The sequence below is a fragment of the Achromobacter sp. F4_2707 genome, from assembly GCF_047501535.1.
Classification (GTDB): domain Bacteria; phylum Pseudomonadota; class Gammaproteobacteria; order Burkholderiales; family Burkholderiaceae_B; genus Yanghanlia.
Genome location: NZ_JAZDRJ010000011.1, coordinates 1 through 18045, shown reverse-complemented (window position 1 = coordinate 18045; position 18045 = coordinate 1). Strand labels below are relative to the sequence as shown.

At 58.2% G+C, this 18045-nt stretch carries 12 protein-coding genes and 1 pseudogene; 6 read left to right on the top strand and 7 right to left on the bottom strand.

Going from position 1 to position 18045, the window contains the following annotated elements; genetic code table 11:
• The first annotated feature begins 121 nt into the window (after positions 1 to 121).
• Entirely contained in the window at positions 122 to 2959 is a 2838-nt protein-coding gene (locus VRY85_RS11460; protein ID WP_414598734.1) for an aconitate hydratase, read from the top strand.
• Positions 2960 to 3022: 63 nt separating this feature from the next.
• Here the strand turns inward: VRY85_RS11460 and VRY85_RS11455 are convergent, their stop codons facing one another.
• Positions 3023 to 3754, bottom strand: a complete 732-nt coding sequence (locus tag VRY85_RS11455) for an esterase/lipase family protein (RefSeq protein ID WP_414598733.1) — start codon at positions 3752 to 3754, stop codon at positions 3023 to 3025.
• A gap of 189 nt (positions 3755 to 3943) precedes the next feature.
• Here VRY85_RS11455 and VRY85_RS11450 point away from each other — a divergent pair, with 189 nt between their 5' ends.
• Positions 3944 to 5677, top strand: a complete 1734-nt coding sequence (locus VRY85_RS11450; protein ID WP_414598732.1) for an alpha/beta hydrolase — start codon at positions 3944 to 3946, stop codon at positions 5675 to 5677.
• 1 nt (position 5678) lies between these two features.
• On the opposite strand, the gene VRY85_RS11445 is transcribed toward VRY85_RS11450, so the two are convergent.
• Genes VRY85_RS11445 through VRY85_RS11435 form a run of 3 tightly spaced genes read right to left on the bottom strand, consistent with a single transcriptional unit; the run spans position 5679 to position 9025 of the window.
• Positions 5679 to 6104 (bottom strand): VOC family protein, encoded by a 426-nt coding sequence (locus VRY85_RS11445; protein ID WP_414598731.1) that lies wholly within the window; start codon positions 6102 to 6104, stop codon positions 5679 to 5681.
• Between the two features lie 33 nt (positions 6105 to 6137).
• Positions 6138 to 7976: a gamma-glutamyltransferase family protein gene (locus VRY85_RS11440; RefSeq protein WP_414598730.1), complete on the bottom strand. Its 1839-nt coding sequence runs from the start codon at positions 7974 to 7976 to the stop codon at positions 6138 to 6140.
• Positions 7977 to 8023: 47 nt separating this feature from the next.
• The gene (locus VRY85_RS11435; RefSeq protein ID WP_414598729.1) at positions 8024 to 9025 is read right to left on the bottom strand and encodes a bile acid:sodium symporter family protein; all 1002 of its coding nucleotides are present in this window, start codon (positions 9023 to 9025) and stop codon (positions 8024 to 8026) included.
• Positions 9026 to 9098: 73 nt separating this feature from the next.
• Here VRY85_RS11435 and VRY85_RS11430 point away from each other — a divergent pair, with 73 nt between their 5' ends.
• Positions 9099 to 9929 (top strand): helix-turn-helix domain-containing protein, encoded by an 831-nt coding sequence (locus VRY85_RS11430; RefSeq protein WP_414598728.1) that lies wholly within the window; start codon positions 9099 to 9101, stop codon positions 9927 to 9929.
• Here VRY85_RS11430 and VRY85_RS11425 read toward each other — a convergent pair.
• The 3 genes from VRY85_RS11425 to VRY85_RS11415 form a co-directional block, all read right to left on the bottom strand.
• Entirely contained in the window at positions 9886 to 10818 is a 933-nt protein-coding gene (locus VRY85_RS11425) for a cation diffusion facilitator family transporter (RefSeq protein ID WP_414598727.1), read from the bottom strand. The genes VRY85_RS11430 and VRY85_RS11425 overlap by 44 nt on opposite strands.
• 11 nt (positions 10819 to 10829) lie before the next feature.
• Positions 10830 to 12896 carry a methionine--tRNA ligase gene (gene metG, locus VRY85_RS11420; protein ID WP_414598726.1) on the bottom strand — a complete coding sequence of 689 codons (2067 nt, stop codon included), beginning with the start codon at positions 12894 to 12896 and terminating at the stop codon, positions 10830 to 10832.
• A gap of 239 nt (positions 12897 to 13135) precedes the next feature.
• Positions 13136 to 13384, bottom strand: a complete 249-nt coding sequence (locus VRY85_RS11415) for a hypothetical protein (RefSeq protein WP_414598725.1) — start codon at positions 13382 to 13384, stop codon at positions 13136 to 13138.
• 81 nt (positions 13385 to 13465) lie between these two features.
• Between VRY85_RS11415 and apbC the strand changes: the two genes are divergently transcribed.
• The 3 genes and pseudogenes from apbC to VRY85_RS11400 form a co-directional block, all read left to right on the top strand.
• Complete coding sequence (apbC, locus tag VRY85_RS11410) at positions 13466 to 14551, top strand: iron-sulfur cluster carrier protein ApbC (RefSeq protein WP_414598724.1); 1086 nt, start codon at positions 13466 to 13468, stop codon at positions 14549 to 14551.
• 3 nt (positions 14552 to 14554) lie between these two features.
• On the top strand, positions 14555 to 16330 hold the full coding sequence (locus tag VRY85_RS11405) for an autotransporter assembly complex protein TamA (RefSeq protein ID WP_414598723.1): 1776 nt from the start codon (positions 14555 to 14557) through the stop codon (positions 16328 to 16330).
• A pseudogene (locus VRY85_RS11400) lies at positions 16330 to 18045 on the top strand (hypothetical protein); the annotation flags it as partial. The gene VRY85_RS11405 and the pseudogene VRY85_RS11400, both read left to right, overlap by 1 nt.

The following is an 18045-nucleotide window of genomic DNA, read 5'->3' as shown; positions in this document are numbered from 1 at the left end:
GAGTGCGGGAACCAAGGGGTTTTTCAGCTGTCATAAATTTTTACGACGACAGCCGTAGCGTTGCTGATACAGTGGTACGAAACCGTATCGATGAACCGATCTTTCCAAGGAGTGCGGAACAATGAGCAAGATTGATACTTTCAAAGCCAAAGGCGTGTTGGACGTTGACGGCAAGTCGTATGAAATCCATAGGCTCAGGGCGGTGGCTGATGCGGGTTTTGATGTCTCCAGCCTTCCCTACAGCTTGAAGATTCTGCTTGAGAACCTGCTGCGTACAGAGAACGGCACCGATATCACCGCCCAAGATATCGAAGCGCTGGCGGGCTGGGACCCTGCCTCGGCAACCAGCCGGGAAATCTCCTTTACGCCAGCGCGTGTGTTGCTGCAGGACTTCACCGGCGTGCCTGCGGTGGTCGACCTGGCCGCAATGCGCGAAGCCATGGAGCAGTTGGGCGGCGATGCCAATCGGATCAACCCGCTGGCTCCTGTAGAACTGGTGATTGACCACTCTGTAATTGTCGATGCGTTCGGCAACGAACAAGCCTTTGCGCGTAACGTTGAAATTGAGTATGAGCGCAATATGGAGCGTTACCAGTTCCTGCGCTGGGGCCAGACGGCCTTTAACGATTTCAAGGTAGTGCCGCCGGGCACCGGCATTGTTCACCAAGTTAATTTGGAACACCTCTCAAGGGTGGTGTTCACCCAAGAAAAGGATGGCGTAGTTGCCGCCTACCCGGACTCTTGCGTCGGTACCGACTCGCACACGCCCATGGTTAACGGCCTGGGCATCGTGGCTTGGGGGGTGGGCGGCATTGAGGCCGAAGCCGCCATGCTGGGGCAACCTATTTCCATGTTGATCCCCGACGTTGTCGGTTTCAAGCTCACCGGTTCGCTGCCGGAAGGCTCGACAGCCACGGACTTGGTATTGACCATTACCGAAATGTTGCGCGAGCATCGTGTGGTGGGCAAATTTGTTGAGTTCTACGGGCCGGGCGTGTCGGCCGTTCCCCTGGCCAACCGCGCCACCATCGGTAATATGAGCCCGGAGTACGGCTCTACATTGGCTATCTTCCCGATTGATGATGTCACCCTGCGCTATATGGCCTTGACAGGTCGTTCACAGGAACAGATCGCTCTGGTTGAAGCTTACGCCAAGGAACAGGGGTTGTGGCACGACCCGCAGGCAGAGCCTCGCTATACCGAAACGCTTGAACTCGACCTTTCCACCGTTGTGCCCTCTATTGCCGGACCGAAGCGTCCTCAAGATCGTATCCCGCTGGCCGATTCGAAAAAAGCCTTCCGCAACAGCTTGTCCGCGTTGATCAGCGAGGCGCCGAAACCGCTTAAAGGGTATGACGCAGCGGTGGAAGGCACTTTCCCGGCGTCTGATGCACCCTCGCACGAACAGCCTGCCAAGGTTTCCGCCGCACCCAATGAGTATCTGGAAGCCAGCCCCAGTGATGCACTGGACGGTAATGCCGTGGCGGCAACCAAGCCACGCGAACCCATTACCATTACGCTGGCGGATGGCACGAACTGCAGCATTGACCATGGCGCCGTGGTGATTGCGGCCATCACATCGTGTACCAACACGTCCAATCCGGAAGTCATGATGGCGGCGGCCTTGTTAGCCAAGAACGCCGTCGAGAAAGGGCTGGAGCGCAAGCCCTGGGTCAAGACCAGCTTGGCTCCGGGTTCGAGAGTGGTGACTGACTACTACGAACGCGCCGGGTTGACGCCTTACTTGGAAGCATTGGGTTTTAACTTGGTCGGCTACGGCTGCACCACATGTATCGGTAACTCTGGTCCGCTGATTCCTGAAGTCAGTCAGGCCATTAATGAATACGATCTGGCTGTGACTTCGGTCCTGTCGGGTAATCGTAACTTCGAGGGCCGCATTCACGCCGAAGTCAAAATGAATTACCTGATGTCCCCGCCGCTGGTCGTCGCGTACGCCCTGGCGGGCTCAATGGATATTGATCTGTATAACGAGCCGTTGGGCACTGGGAAAGACGGTCAGCCGGTGTATCTCAAGGATATCTGGCCGACGGCAGCCGAGGTGGCGGCAGTGGTTCAGGCTTCTATTGCTTCCGAGATGTATACCTCGGGCTATGCAGATGTCTTTGCGGGCGATGAACGCTGGCGCTCCCTGCCCACGCCGGAAGGTGCGCTGTTCGACTGGGATGAGTCTTCGACCTATGTGCGCAAGCCGCCGTACTTCGTTGATATGCCCCGCCAGCCGCAGCCTGTGGGCGACATTCTCGGGGCCAGGGTGTTGGCCAAGCTGGGTGATTCTGTCACGACTGACCACATCAGCCCGGCCGGCTCCATTGCGCCAAACTCGCCTGCGGCCCAGTACCTGATCAGCCATGGTGTTGAACCCAAGAACTTCAACTCTTATGGTTCGCGGCGCGGCAACCACGAGGTAATGATTCGCGGTACCTTTGCCAACGTGCGTTTGCGTAACCAGCTTGCACCGGGCACCGAAGGGGGGTTCACCCGCGACTTTACCCAGGCAGGCGGCCCGGTGAGTTCCATTTTCGATGCCTCTCGCAACTATCTGGAGTCAGGCACGCCGTTGGTTATTCTGGCCGGTAAGGAATATGGCTCGGGTTCGTCACGCGACTGGGCGGCCAAGGGTACGGTCTTGCTGGGTGTGCGTGCCGTCATTGCGGAATCGTTCGAGCGCATTCACCGTTCCAACCTGTTGGGCATGGGTGTGCTGCCGTTGCAGTTCAAGGACGGTCAGAATGCCGACAGCTTGGGCCTCACCGGTGAAGAAACCTTCGACATTATGGGCGTTACGCAGTTAAATGCGTCCGACACGGTGAAAACCGTCAAGGTCAGGGCGGGTGCGGTCGAGTTTGAAGCGTTACTACGCATAGACACGCCTAGCGAGGCGGCTTACTACCGCCATGGCGGCATTATGCAATACGTGTTGCGCAGCTTGCTGAACTAAACACCGCAACCATTGCTGTTGAAGGCCTCGCTGGCGCTACTGTATATGAGCGCCGGCGGGGCTTTATTTTTCCAGTGCCTGGCTGAATAGGCCTTGCAGCGTCAGCTCATGGTCGAAACTGCCGTATTCGATGAAGCGCAGGGTCTGGGCGATGGTAAGCGGGTTATTCATGATGAAGGTGTGGCTGGTATGCAGCACAATATGGTCGGCCATGCCGTCCAGACGCGTGCTGGCTACCGATACCTTGCCATCGTTGGGGCCGCTGAAGGCGGCTGAAAGTATCGGGTTGGATGATACATCGCCCGCTATGATGCCCAGTTCGAAATCCGCGTAGCCCAAAGAGTTGGGCGTACTGTCCGGGGCCGTGCTCAATTGCTGCCCGGCTGGGCCGTTGACGAGTTCAAAGAGCGCATCGTTGCCATAGGCATCCACGAGCTCTGAACCATGGTTGGGGGGTGCCAGCATGACGACCCGGCCCAGATTGGCCGGACGTTGATCTTTCAGCCAAGCACGCAGGACAATGCCGCCCATGGAGTGGGTTACGAAATGGACGTTGGGGCTGTCTGCACAACGTGCAGCCGCCACGGCAACCGAGTCGATCAATTGCTCGATGGGCGCGCGCGTAGAAGGGTAGCCGTCATTCACCACCTTAAAGCCGGAACTCTCCAACACTTCTTCCATCAATAGTAAAGAGGCTTCCGTGCGGGCCAGGCCATGCAGCAGCACAACGCAATCCTGAGCGGCAGCAATGGGGGACAATATGGCAAGAAGAAGGGCTGTCAGGGTGTGGCGCATCGAGTTTTCAGGCTACAAATAGAAGGGTCAGACATAATGTGGCTGTGCAGTACTGGGCGCCGAATGCGACCCATATTGCCAATTCAATCATGATACAAGCCAGAATAAGTATGGAAGTGCCAGAAGGAAGTCGGGTTGTGTCACAACCTTCCCAGCAGTCTGTCAGCCGTGAAATAGAGGTCGACACTGGTGTCTAGCGTTTTATCCGGTGTGGTGTGGATGCGGGCAGTGGTGGTTCGGTTCGCCACTGCACTTTCGGGCGTCGGCCTGCTGCTTGGAACTTTGTTTTTCGCAGCCTCTCTTACGCCTACGCTAGTCCCCCGCACCTATGTCCTGCAAGGGCTGTTGGCGGGTATTAGTTTTGCCACAGGCTATGGGCTAGGGGTCATGTGGCGCTGGTTGTGGGCGTACATGGAGCTCCCCGAGCCTGGCGCGCATATGCGGCGCAGTGTCAATATGGCTGTGTTTGGCTCTTGCATGGTGGTGGCGGGGCTCTTTCTATGGCAGGCGGCGGATTGGCAAAACTCCATACGTGTGCTGATGGAGATGGAACCGGTAGATAGCGCCCACCCGCTGAAAGTCTGCATTCTTGCAATTGCGACGTTTGTTGTGCTGCTGGGGCTGGCCCGCTTGTTCGGGCGCGTGGCGGATGCCGTCTCGCAGCGTTCACATCGCTATGTGCCGCGTCGCCTTGCTAATGTGCTAGGCCTGGCTGTCGCCGCCTTTCTATTCTGGTCGTTGGCCAGTGGGGTGTTCTTCAGGGGGGTACTGTTGATGATGGATTCGTCCTATCGGCAGCACGATGCCCTGATAGAGCCCAGTCGGCCCAGGCCTGAGTCGCCTTATCGTAGCGGCAGTGAAGCATCATTAATGAAATGGGGCGAGCTGGGGCGCGCAGGGCGTGAATTCATCGCTTCCGGGCCTTCAGCGGCCGATATCTCCACCTTTACCGGGCGCCCTGCGCTGGAACCCATTCGGGTCTATGCCGGGCTACGTGCGGCGGAAAGCCCCCAGCAACGGGCACGGTTGGCGTTGCGGGAACTCATACGAATGAACGCCTTTGAACGCTCCGTGTTGGTTGTGATCACGCCGACAGGCACGGGTTGGGTCGACCCGGCAGCGATGGACCCGTTGGAATACCTGCACGATGGCGATGTGGCCAGCGTGGCGGTGCAATACTCTTATCTTTCCAGTCCTCTTTCTCTCATCGTAGAGCCGGAGTACGGCGTCGATGTCGCGCGTGCCTTGTTTGTGGAAATTTATGAGTACTGGACGCGTATGCCCAAAGACAAGCGCCCGCGTCTTTACTTACATGGCTTGAGCCTGGGTACTTACAACTCTGAACGGTCTGCGCAGCTGTTCGAGATGATTGCGGACCCAATAGATGGCGCTGTATGGAGTGGGCCAACGTTTCAGAACTGGCTGTGGCGTTCCGTCACCGTCGAGCGTAACGAGGACAGCCCGGCTTGGTTGCCGGAGTTTCATGATGGGTCTTTGATTCGTTTCATGAATCAGGACGGCAGTACGGTGCACGATGGCACCCCTTGGGGGCCGATACGTGTGGTGTATCTGCAGTACGCCAGCGACCCTGTGACGTTTTTCGACCCAAAAGGTTTTTATCGCCCACCGGCGTGGATGGTGGGGGAGCGCGGCCCGGATGTCTCGCCTGAGCTGCGCTGGTACCCGATTGTCACGATGCTGCAGCTGGCATTAGATATGTTGCTGGCGGGAACCACGCCCATGGGCTACGGCCATGTGTTCGCCCCCGAGCATTATTTGCCGGCCTGGGTAGAGGTGACGGCTCCTCAGGGCTGGACGGCGGAGTCGTTGGCTGCCTTAAGCCGCCACCTCAGCGACTCCATGGCCCGCGCCCTGTCGGAAGAGCCGGACGAAGAAACGGCTTTTGCTAACCGGGGCGGGTAAGTTATTTCGCGAACAGTTGCCCCATGTCCTTGAACGCCTTGAATTCCAAGGCGTTGCCGCAAGGGTCGAGCAGGAACATGGTGGCCTGTTCGCCGACCTGCCCTTTAAAACGGACATAGGGCTCAATCACAAACTGGGTGCCAAACGACTTCAGGCGTTCAGCCAGCGCCTCCCATTCCTCCCAACTCAATACGATGCCAAAGTGGGGCACGGGCACATCATGACCGTCGACGGCATTGGTACCCGCTTGCTCCTGATAGGGCATTTTTGGGTGCTCATGAATGACCAGTTGGTGACCATAGAAGTTGAAATCCACCCAGTGCTCTGAGGAACGGCCTTCTTCCAGGCCGAACACTTCGCCATAGAAGCGGCGTGCAGCTGGCAAATCGTGAACGGGAATCGCCAGATGAAAAGGGGAGAGACTCATGATGATAGTTCCTGTATTCGTGCGGATTTCGTTTTAGCGGCCGACAGCGTAGCCCTGCATGCCGCGGGGATTAGCACCTGCTTTAAGAATAATACGGCCTTCCCTGTCACGTTCGCGACTGCAAGCAGCCATGCGGCTTTCCGACCAAGGGTCGCCTACTTTGACTTCATGGCCAGCTGCTTGCAGGGCGTCAATGGTTTCCTCTGGAAAGCGTGATTCCAGGGAGATGCGATTCAATGTCGTCTTACGCGGCCAGAATGAAGCGGGGAAGTGATCCACATGCCAGGCGGGCGCGTCGATGGCTTCCTGCAGGTTCATGCCATGGACGATGTGGCGCAGGAAGAAGGAAAGTGACCATTGATCCTGCTGGTCGCCGCCAGGGGTTCCGAACACCATGTAAGGTTCGCCATCGCGCAACGCCAGAGAAGGCGATAAGGTGGTGCAGGGGCGTACTTTGGGTGTAACGGTGTTGGGCAAGCCCTCATCCATCCAGGTCATTTGCAGGCGGGTGCTGATGGCAAAGCCCAGGGCGGGAATTGCCGGGCTGGAGGACAGCCAGCCGCCTGATGGGGTGGCGGAAACCATGTTGCCGTCGCGGTCGATCACGTCGATATGGCAGGTGTCGCCCACAAAAACTTCTTTTTCAGCCCATTCCTGGACGGGAGGCAGGGCAGCGAACGTGGGTTCGCCAATGCCAAAACGGGCATCGGCAGTGAGTAGCGTACGTTCGGCCACTTGAAGATCTGGCAGGCGCGGACCCAGCCCCAAGGGGCGGCCCGGAAGTAGGGCGGCTGAGGCAGTGGCGCTTGTCAGGTTCCAGCGTGCACGCAAATATTCGTCGCTCAACAGCGCAGCTTGAGCTTGACTGTTGGCGTGTGGGGCGTCGCCATACCAGGCTAGACGGTCGGCCATGGCCAGTTTGGCTGCTTCGGTAATACGGTGGACAAAGCCGGCGGTATGCGGTGCGTGGTTTTCCAGTTCGGCATGGCGCAACATGCCCAGTTGCTGAAGAAAGACTGGGCCCTGGCTCCAGAAACCGCACTTGGCGACAGTGTAGCGGCCGTAGTCGAGAGTGAGCGCGTTTTCAATGCCTGCGCTCCACCCGGCCATATCTTCGTAGCGCAGTAAGCCGCTGTGCGACTCACCACTGCTGTCGCGGATTTTTTCATTGCGATAGTAGGCGTCAATCTCCTTGGCGACAAACCCCTGATACCAGCAGCGCAGGGCGGCATCGATGACTTCTGTACGAGTGCTGCCTTCTGCCTGTGCGGTACGCAGCACGCGCTCGTAGGTGTTGGCTAAGCCGGGCAGGCGGAATAGGGCGCCAGGGCGCGGGACTTTACCGCCGGGCAACCAGATGTCTGCCGAGCTTTGCCAGTGTTGGCGAAACAGATCTTGCACGGCATAAATGGCTTGCACGCCGCGTGCAACCAGCGGGAAACCGTTGCGCGCGTAGTCAATGGCGGGCGCCAGTACATCGGCCAGGGGCCAAGTGCCGTAGTCGCGCAACATGGTCAGCCAGCCGCCGAACGCGCCCGGTACAGTGGCGGGCAAGAGCCCGATGCCGGGCACTTGCTCAAAGCCTAAACGGCGAAAGGCTTCAACGGAAGCTTCTGCCGGTGCAGGGCCTTGTCCTGAAATGGCGCGAACCTTCTTGTCTTTCTCACTCCAGAGCAAAATAGGCACCTCACCCCCGGCGCCATTCAGATGCGGCTCAACGACTTGCAGCACAAAGCCCGCTGCAGCCGCTGCATCAAACGCATTGCCGCCGCGCTCCAGAACGCTCATAGCGGTCTGCGACGCCAGCCAGTGAGTGGATGAAGCAACACCGAACGTACCGGTGATTTCTGGTCGAGTAGTGAAATGAGTCATGATTTCCTTCTTTTGGGGTCTGTCCCCATTTCAGGTGTTTGTCAGGTTCAAGGGGTGGCGATGATGGGGTCTGTCCCTATTTCGGGGTCGGGGCGTTGTCCGTAGCGTTTGGCCAGCATGGCGCAGACCATGAGTTGGATTTGGTGGAAGATCATCAGGGGCAGCAGCAGGGTGCCCATGGAGGCGCCGCTGAATATGACTTGCGCCATGGGTACGCCGGTGGCCAGACTTTTTTTGGAACCTGCAAACAGAATGGTAATGCGGTCTTCAAGGCTGAAGCCTAGCTTTTTGGCCAGCAGGTGCACGATGAACAGGACGAGCGCCAGCAGCAGGCAGCATGCCAGGGTGAGGGTGAGCAGTTGCCAGAGCGGTAATTGATGCCATATTCCTTCTACAACGGCGCGGCTGAAGGCTGTGTAGATCACCAGATAGATGGAACCTTGGTCAACGAATTTCAGCCAGGCCTTGTTGCGATTCACCCAGTTCCCTATCCAGGGGCGGGAAACTTGGCCGGCAATAAAGGGAACTAGCAGTTGTAGTGTGATGTTGCCGATGGCCTCGCCCACAGGCATGCTTTGCACGGCGGTGCCCAGCATGAAGAGCACTAGAACAGGTGTGATGAAAATGCCCAGTAAGCTGGAGGTGGCTGCCGAGCAGATAGCCGCAGCTACGTTGCCGCGCGCAATCGAGGTAAAGGCGATGGCGGATTGAACCGTAGCGGGCAGAGCGCACAAGAACAGCATGCCAATGTAAAGTTCTGTGCCGATCATGGGCTCTAGCAAGGGCCTGAGCACCAGCCCGAGCGCCGGGAATAGCAAAAATGTGCAGGCGAATACCAGCCCGTGCAAGCGCCAGTGCGACAGGCCGCCGATAACAGCCTGGGTGGAGAGTTTGGCGCCGTGAAGGAAGAACAGCAGCCCGATGGCTAGATTGGTGAGGAGATCGCCCACTGGAACCGCAGCGCCCCGCACAGGTAGAACGCTGGCCATGACGACCAAGCCAATCAAGATAAGCGTGAAATTATCGGGTATGAAACGGGGACGCCGCATGGTGAAACCTGATGAGAGACAGAGGCGTACACTTTAGTATGCTCAAGTTTTACGTGCTAACGACATAGCGCACATGAATATCGCTGAAACGACAACCTCGAACCGTCTTCATTATCGAAGCGTGCCGGCGCTGCACGACTTGCCCCGCCCGGTGTATGCCCGGGTAGAGGACATCGCGCAGCCTAAGGCCACTCAGCCTCATAGCCACCCCTGGGTGCAGTTGTCGTATGCCAGCCGCGGCGTGTTGCAAATTCGTACTGCCGAGGGGTGGTTTCTGGCGCCGCCGCAATGGGCCATTCTTGTGCCGCCCAGTGTTGAACATGCGGTATTCAATTCACCCGGCACGGAAATGCGCAGTTTGTATATAGCCACCGATGCCCTTTCGGAGGTCGGTGACACGTGCCAAGTGTTGGCAGTGTCAGGCCTATTGCGCGAGATGATCCAGCACTTTTCTCAACTTCCCGCCGAATATGATGAAGATGGCGCCGAGGGCCGTTTGGTGAGCGTAATGCTTGATCTCGTTTGCGAGGCGCCCCGTGAGGCGTTTTCTCTGCCGTGGCCCGTGGAACCTAGATTACGAGATATCTGTAGCGCCATTCTTGAGTCTCCAGAGCGGCCTTTACGTATGGAGGAATGGAGCGCCCGCGCGGGTGTGTCGGTGCGTACGCTGGAGCGACAGTTCTTGCAGCAGACAGGTTTGAACTTACGGCGCTGGCGTTTGCGCGCCCGGCTGTTGCGTGCGTTACCACTGTTGGAACGCGGCGATAGTGTGACGGATGTGGCGCTGGATTGCGGTTATGAGTCCACATCGTCCTTCATCGCTGCGTTTCGCCAGTTCTTTGGTGTCACGCCGGGGCGTTTTACGCCTCAGGGTCCAAAGAAACAGGGTCGAAGTGGGTCATGACATCCAGCACGGCTTCCTGCTGCATGACCCTGCGCCGGGCTTCGGCTGCAATCTCGTGACCCGTGTGTATGGTCAGGTTGCCGTCCATTTCGAGGTCGACCTCAACCCAGATCATGTCGCCCATTTTGCGTGTTTTCAGGCCATGTATGCCCAGCACGCCAGGAGTGTCGAGTAACAGGGTGCGTATGCGCATCTCTGTTTCCGCGTCGACACTGCTGTCCATAAGGTCGTTGAAAGCTTCGATGAAAAATTTCCAACCCATGCGAGTGATCATCAGGCCGACAATCAACGCGGCAAGTGGGTCAGCCAGGGGGAACCCGGCCAGGCTGGCGCCGACGCCAATGGCCACCATCAACGAAGACGCGGCATCTGAGCGAGCATGCCACGCGTTGGCAACCAGCATGGTGGAGCGAACGCGTTCCCCCACACGCAGCAAATAGCGAAACAGCAGTTCCTTGGCCAGCAGGGTGAAAAGAGCAGCAAACAGCGCCACTTTGTGTACTGGCGGCAGTGCTTCGGGCGCTGTGAGTTTGGGGTGGCCCGACCACAACATACTCACCCCAACAATGATGAGCAGGACGCCAATCGCCAGTGAGGCGGCTGTTTCAAAGCGGTGGTGCCCGTAGGGATGCTGGTCGTCAGGCGCTTTGGCGCTGTGTTTGTTCGCAACCAGGACGATGAAATCGGACAGCAAGTCCGACAGCGAGTGAATGGCATCTGCGACCAGCGCGGCCGAATTGGCCAGTACGCCAATGAAAAACTGAGCGATGGATAGCAGAGTATTGACAGCCACGCTCACCAGAGTGCTGCGTAATGCGGCGGCCTGGCGCTCGCCGGCGCCAGGCCCCTGATCACTTTGCAGCGGGAGCGGACCTTTTGGTATTGGCATACCAGCCTAGGTCAACTGACACGCATGCCCGGCTGAGCGCCAGGCCAAGGGTGCAGAACATAAATGCCAGGGTTGGCTTTTTCGTCAGCATGGCTGGCTGCCAGCACCATCCCTTCAGACACCCCAAAGCGCATCTTGCGAGGCGCGAGGTTGGCCACCATTACAGTGAGCTTATCGACGAGATCGGCAGGCTGATAGCTGGCCTTGATACCCGAAAAAACCTGGCGATGGCGGCCTTCGCCGACATCCAGGGTGAGGCGCAGCAGCTTGTCCGAGCCTTCGACTTCCTCGGCGGCCACAATGCGGGCGATGCGCAGGTCAATTTTGGCGAAATCCTTGATGTCGATGGTGTCGGAAATGGCTTCGCCCCCCGGTGTTACGACGGGTTCGGCTGGCGGCTCGAAAAGCTGGTCGAGCATGGCGGGGTCGACGCGCTGCATCAGGTGTTTGAACGGGGCGACGGTAGTGGGGAGTACTGCGGCATCGCTCCACTGGTAATTGCGGCTTTCACCGAAAAGTTCCTGAGCGACACGCTCGGTGAGCACCGGTAGAACAGGCGTCAACATAACGGACAAGGCTTTGAAACCCGCCAAGGCCCGTGAACAGATGTCTTGCAGCTTGGCGCGAGTGGCGTCGTCGGCCGTTTGAATGCCTTTGGCCAGTACCCACGGTTGTGCGGCGTCAAAAGCCTGATTGATGAGATCGGCCTGCGCCATGATGCGGCGGATGGCGCGGCCATATTCACGGTATTCGAAATCGGCTCGCACCTGTTCGGCCACCGCTGCGAATTCGTCCTGCATGGCCTGGGTGTCGCCCTGATACGCCAGTTTGCCGTCGAACAGCTTATTGATAAAGTTGGCGGCACGGCTGGCGATGTTTACATATTTGCCGATCAAGTCGCTGTTGACGCGAGCGACGAAGTCGTCCGGGTTGAAGTCGAGATCCTCAACATGGGAATTCAGCTTGGCAGTGATGTAGTAGCGCATCCACTCGGCGTTCATGCCGATTTCCAAGTAGCGCATTGGAGAAATGCCCGTGCCGCGGCTCTTGGACATTTTTTCGCCGCTGACGGTAATAAAGCCATGGACGTTCAGTGCATCGGGCGTCTTGAGGCCGGCGAACTTCAGCATGGCCGGCCAGAAGAGGGCGTGGAAATAAACAATATCCTTGCCGATAAAGTGAACTTGCTCCGTGTTGCTTTCAGGGTCGAGCAAAGCGTAGAAATCCAGTCCGGTTTTCTCGCAATAGGCTTTAAGCGATGCAAGATAGCCCACGGGCGCATCCAGCCAGACGTAAAAGTATTTGCCTGGTGCGTCGGGGATGGGAATACCAAAGTAAGGCTCGTCGCGCGAAATGTCCCAGTCAGCCAAATTGGCTTCAGTGTCGGCGTCGCCTACCCATTCCCGGGTTTTGGCCAGCACTTCCGGTTGCAGGCGCTTGTCGCCATTGGCATTGCTGCCCGCTGTCCACTCGCGCAGGAATTCGACACAGCGCGGGTCGGACAGGCGAAAGAAAAAGTGTTCGGAACTACGCAGAACCGGTGTGGCTTTGGTGAGGGTGGAGTATGGCTCGATCAGTTCTGTGGCGGCATAGGCTGTGCTGCAAACTTCGCATGCGTCGCCGTACTGGTCTTTCGCGTGGCACTTAGGGCATTCGCCTTTTACGTAGCGGTCGGGCAGGAACATGCCCTTGATTGGGTCGTAAAACTGTTCGATCTCTTTGGTGTAGATGAACCCGGCTTCTTTCAGCCGTCGGTAAATCCGTTGTGAGAGGTCTGTGTTTTCAGGCGAGTCAGTGGAGTGCCAGTGGTCGAAGGCAATATGAAAGCCGTTGAGATACTGGGGGCGTTCGGCCGCATAGCGGGCGACCAGTTCCTGGGGCGTTATTTTTTCGGCTTCCGCCTTAAGCATGATAGGTGCGCCGTGGGCGTCGTCCGCTCCGACGAAGTGCACCGTATGGCCCGCCATTCGCATGGACCGCACCCAGATGTCGGCCTGGATGTACTCCATGATGTGGCCGATATGGAAGGAGCCGTTAGCGTAAGGCAGGGCGGTGGTAACGAATAGGGTTCGGGACATATTGGCTGAAAAAAGGTCAAAAGACGAGAGACAAAGGACCAATTTTAGCCAAGCTGGCGCGGGGAGGGGGGATACCCCGGCCGGAACGCGGGGCAAGCGGAGTGAATAAGCGCACTCCCCTTATAGTGTGACGAACCGTGGAAGTTGGTTTTTCTTTGTAATACGGCGGGCCGCCAACAGCTGCCAGCCGTTAGCCAGACGTGTACGATTTCCCTGTATTCAGACGGTTTCGCAACGTTTTAAGGGATTTCGCGCATCTCGATGTCAGTGACGTCTTTGTTACGGAAGGACTGCTTGGGCTGGTAAGGGCGACGACGCTCTTCCCAGTAAGCCCGTACGCCGAAGGGGCGACCCTTGATGCGCGCCACTACGTACAGCAGGCCTACTGCAATAGCGGTAGAAACCATAAAAATGGCGGCCGCTATCATGCCGAAGATGGCCAAGACGAAAAACAGGATGCCGCGGATAATTTGATTAAATGTATTCATCGTATCGTTTGAGAAACCTTCTTGGGATAAAAGTTCCCCGATCCGGTATTCTTGAGCCCGTTCTGAACAGGAAACGTTTCTATGACTGTGAACCCCGACCGAGTTGCTGTTGCCCTGGAAAAGGTGTTGGACCCCAATACCCGCAAGGCGCTGGCCGTGAAGCCCGAAGACTGCGCCATTCGTATTGATGGGCAGCGCGTATCTTTAACTGTACCCCTGGGATACCCCGTACACAATGGCGACCCTGAATTATTGAAACGAATTGAAACTGCGTTGCGCGACGAAGGCATGGAGCCTGGCGATATCCGTCTGGCCACGAAGATTGCCTCGCACGCGGTACAGACGGGTCTGCGGCCCTTGCCCAATGTGCGCAACATCATTGCTGTGGCGTCCGGCAAGGGCGGTGTGGGTAAAAGCACGACCTCAGTCAACGTGGCACTAGCCCTTTCGCGTCAAGGTGCGCGCGTGGGTTTGTTGGATGCGGACATTTACGGCCCCAGTGTGCCGATTATGTTGGGCGTTTCCGAGCGTCCCGCCAATATCGACAACAAAATGATGGGCCCCGTGACAGGCCATGGCATTCAGGCTAACTCCATTGGCTTCCTGATTGATGAAGACGCCCCCGCCATCTGGCGTGGCCCCATGGTGGTGCAGGCCCTAACTCAATTGCTCGAACAGACCAAATGGGATGAACTGGACTACCTCATCATCGACATGCCTCCGGGTACCGGCGATATTGCGCTGACGATGTCACAGAAAGTGCCGCTGGTGGGCGCCATTATCGTCACCACGCCGCAAGACCTTGCTCTGGCCGATGCCAAGCGCGGCCTGCGCATGTTCCAGAAGGTGAATGTGCCGGTTCTGGGAATTGTTGAAAATATGTCCGTCCATGTGTGCTCGAATTGCGGTCATTCAGAGCCCATTTTCGGTGAGCATGGCGGGCGTGATATGGCCAGCCAATACCATGTACCTTGGTTGGGAGCGCTGCCACTGAAAATGAGCATTCGCAGCCAGACAGATTCCGGCACCCCGACCGTGGTGGCCGATCCCGACGGTGAGCCGGCCAAGGCTTATCACGCCATTGCACGCGCGCTGGCCGCGCAGGTGGCCACCCTGCCGCTGGATCGTTCCGCATTCACGCCTATGGTGGTGGCACGTAAGGTCTGATCCATGCTGCAGCGCGCCGCCTGCCTCCTTGTATTTCTGGGTGTGTCCACTGCGACGTGTGCGAATACCCGCCCGGAAGTCGTTATTGACCCGGGCGGCGTGCCGCCTGCCGCGCTGGCGGCAATTAATGGAGCCGTAGACGCGATTACCCGGCTGGCGGAAGACCAGGACGGGGGAGAGGTCGAGCGCCTGCGGCGGCGGGCGCATGACGCCACCGTTTCTGCTCTGGAAACCCAGGGGTATTTTTCGCCGGTAGTGACCCTTGAGGTTGGCCAGGACTACATGGGCGAGACCTGGGACATCATTATCGAGCCGGGGCCGCGCACTGATGTGCGCGACGTGGACCTGCGCTTTACGGGGCAAGTCGCTACGCCAGAGTTTGAAGACAGGCTGGATCGTGCACGAGGCGCGTGGCCTTTACGGGTCGGCGACCTGTTTATCAATGACCAATGGAGCAGCGCCAAGACGACGCTGCTCGATGAAATCAATACTCGCGATTTCTATTTTGCCCGCATCACGCATTCGCAGGCCACGATTGATGCCGAGGCGGCAAAGGCTGATCTGGCAGTGGAAATCGACAGCGGCCCGCGCGTGCGAATGGGGCCGATGAAAGTCCTGGGTTTGCGGCGAGTGCCTGCCAGCCTGATCGAGCGCTATGTGCGGTATTCCGAAGGAGATCCGTACGAGCAGGCGCTTCTGGACGATTGGCAACAGGCGCTGCAATCCACCCGGTTCTTTCGGGGCGCGTTTGTAACGCTCGATGCGGAAGGCTCCGACCGCCGTGACCTGCCCAATGGCGAAGTGGAACTTCCAGTGCGTGTGCAGGTATCCGAATCGCCCGCCCGCCGCTTTACCTCTTCGCTCGGGGTTGACAGCGATCACGGGGTAGGCGCAGAAGCTCTGTTTCAGCAGAATATATTTCTGGGCTTGCCGGTCGCGATAGAAACGGGCGCTGGCGTCAACAGGCATCACCAGCGGGCGTTTTTTGATGTGCATCTGCCGCCGACGATCAAGGGCTATCAGGACAGTTTCGGCTTACTCTACGAACATAATGATGTCGAAGGTGTCGACAATCAACGTTATGGCTTGGGCTGGAAGCGGCGTCAGGAAAGAAAAGGGGCGGGCGACAGCAGGGTTGAGTATGAAACCCAATGGGCGCTTGTGGCCGCGCATGACAGTACAAAAATTGATGGTGCCGAAAATTTCACGGTTCCGACTATGGTGGGGACTTGGCAATGGCTGCGGCGTGACGTCGATTCCAAGTACGACCCGCGCGAAGGGTTTTTGCTGGATTTTGGGGTGGGTGCGGGTGTAACTCTGGATAAAGGTGAACCTTTTTATCGCGCCAGCCTGCGCGGCCAGCAGTGGTGGACAGTGGGCCGCCGCGATGTTCTGACCTTGCGCGGCCAGGTGGGCAAAGTATGGTCCGATACAGAGCGCTTGCCACAGGATTTCGGCTACCGCGTTGGCGGCGCGCGTTCGGTCCGTGGTTATAAATACGACAGCATTGGCGTGCGGCGTGGTGATGCGACGTATGGCGCGCCCGCCATGGCTGTAGCTAGTCTGGAATATATTCATTACTTCAACGAACATTTGGGGCTGAGCACTTTCATTGATGCGGGCGACGCGGCGGAATCCTTTGGCGCCATGGATCTGCATCTGGGCTATGGAGTGGGCGCTGCCTTTGTGACGCCGGCTGGGCCGTTTTATCTTGACTTGGCTTGGGGGCAGAAAGACCGCCGTCTGCGCCTTCACTTTTCTCTGGGTATTGCATTCTGATGCGCGTGTTTCGCTGGCTGGGTCGCAGCACCATGGTTGCCGGTCCCCTGATCGTCATATTGGTCTTCGTGCTGGTGGCGTTCTTGATGTGGGTACTGGTGACAGCACCGGGAACGCGTTGGGCGCTAACCACCGCTATTGAGGCCATGGAGGGCGAAATACGGGGGGTAGAAGGCAGTATCTGGAACGGCCTGAAGGTTGAGGACGTATCGCTTGAGCTCCCTGGAGTGGCGCTGCGTCTTGAGCAACTGGAGCTTGAGGCGGATTGGCGCCGTTTGCTAGACCGGCAACTGCATGTGCGTACCCTGAGTGTGGACACGGCCTGGGTCGACCTCTACAGCGCACCAGAAGAACCCGAAGAAGATACGGCGAGCGAGCCGTTTTCTATGCCTAGCCTGCCGGTTGGCATCAGGGCTGACAATATCGCTTTTGCAGAACTCATTTTGACGCAGGATGGTAAGCCGCTGCCGGTGACCTTGCGTCGCTTTGCATCCGGGCTGGCGCTTGGCCCGGAGCATGGCCAATTATGGCTGCGGCAGTTGTCGGTGGACACCGACAGCCTTTCGGCGCAGCTAGAGGGTGAAGCGAATGTGCAGGCTCTGAGCCATCCGTGGCCGGGGGAGATCGACCTCGATGTGACGGTTAACGGGTTGAGGCCGGGTGCGCCCGTGTGCTTTCATCAAATGCTGCCTTCTCTGCCCGTCGCCCCAGAACATAAAAACATTCTTGCAGGGGTGTTGGCTGGCGTTGCTGCGGATGCATGCCCGTTGCAGCTTATGGCACAAGTTAAAGGGTCGCTGGACAGCGCCTCTCTCTCCTTGAAGGGGGGAGGTCAGGGCATGGCGCTGGATTTAAACGCCGAGCTTGCTCCGACGGCGGGCATGCCCCTGCGTCAGGCAGAAGTCGCTTTGGTGTTGCCGGATGGGTCTTCCCTGACAGGTAAGGCGGCTTGGGAAGCATTGAGTCATGAGTCGGCAGAACGCGTCGCGGGGGCGCCTAGTGGCACGGCGATCACATCCTTACTAAGGGGCGAGTTGGCGGCCGAGAAGTTGGATGTCGGTCATCTGGCGGGGGGAGCCATTCCGCTGGCGGTTCTGGGTTTTGATAGCCGGTTTGAATTGCAGTTGAATGCCGCCCAAGTGGTGCGCGATGTGGATTTCTCTCTGGAATTCCATGAGGGTTCGCGATGGAACGAGCAGGCCCTGTCTGGCCAAATGGCGGTGGCTGCGACTTTGCCTGCCTCTTTTTGGGGCACGCCGTCGCAGGTAGCGGGCGAGGGGCATGACGTCACGGTTGACGATGCGGCAGAGCACGACGCCAACGAGCACAGCGACACAAAGCATACGACCATAGAGCACGATGTAGCCGTCGTGCCGACGGCGCCGTTACTGCCGCCGGGAGTGTCCGAGCTGGCTTTGCATCGCCTGGACCTTGACATTACCCTGGGAGACAACCGCATTCACACCGAAGGAGGTCTGGGTGCTGCCGATAGCCGTCTGATGCTCGCCGTGCAGGCCGCACGGCTGGCGGACTTCTGGCCCGGGCTGCCCGGCGGCGTTCGCCTTGAAGGGCATGTGGCAGGCGGTGTCGCTCGCCATCATATTGATCTGCAAGGCCGCTATACGCAAGATGATGCGAGCAGTCAGGATTTAGGCCAGGCACCGGTGGCGCTGGTGCTGAAAGCTGATGGGGGCTGGGGGGGAGAGCCCGAAGGC

Bases quoted from the DNA above. Each gene is read 5' to 3' on its own strand.
- VRY85_RS11460 (WP_414598734.1), top strand. From the start codon at position 122: ATGAGCAAGATTGATACTTTCAAAGCCAAAGGCGTGTTGGACGTTGAC.
- VRY85_RS11455 (WP_414598733.1), bottom strand. From the start codon at position 3,754: ATGCGCCACACCCTGACAGCCCTTCTTCTTGCCATATTGTCCCCCATT.
- VRY85_RS11445 (WP_414598731.1), bottom strand. From the start codon at position 6,104: ATGAGTCTCTCCCCTTTTCATCTGGCGATTCCCGTTCACGATTTGCCA.
- VRY85_RS11440 (WP_414598730.1), bottom strand. From the start codon at position 7,976: ATGACTCATTTCACTACTCGACCAGAAATCACCGGTACGTTCGGTGTT.
- VRY85_RS11435 (WP_414598729.1), bottom strand. From the start codon at position 9,025: ATGCGGCGTCCCCGTTTCATACCCGATAATTTCACGCTTATCTTGATT.
- VRY85_RS11430 (WP_414598728.1), top strand. From the start codon at position 9,099: ATGAATATCGCTGAAACGACAACCTCGAACCGTCTTCATTATCGAAGC.
- VRY85_RS11425 (WP_414598727.1), bottom strand. From the start codon at position 10,818: ATGCCAATACCAAAAGGTCCGCTCCCGCTGCAAAGTGATCAGGGGCCT.
- metG (WP_414598726.1), bottom strand. From the start codon at position 12,896: ATGTCCCGAACCCTATTCGTTACCACCGCCCTGCCTTACGCTAACGGC.
- VRY85_RS11415 (WP_414598725.1), bottom strand. From the start codon at position 13,384: ATGAATACATTTAATCAAATTATCCGCGGCATCCTGTTTTTCGTCTTG.
- apbC (WP_414598724.1), top strand. From the start codon at position 13,466: ATGACTGTGAACCCCGACCGAGTTGCTGTTGCCCTGGAAAAGGTGTTG.
- VRY85_RS11405 (WP_414598723.1), top strand. From the start codon at position 14,555: ATGCTGCAGCGCGCCGCCTGCCTCCTTGTATTTCTGGGTGTGTCCACT.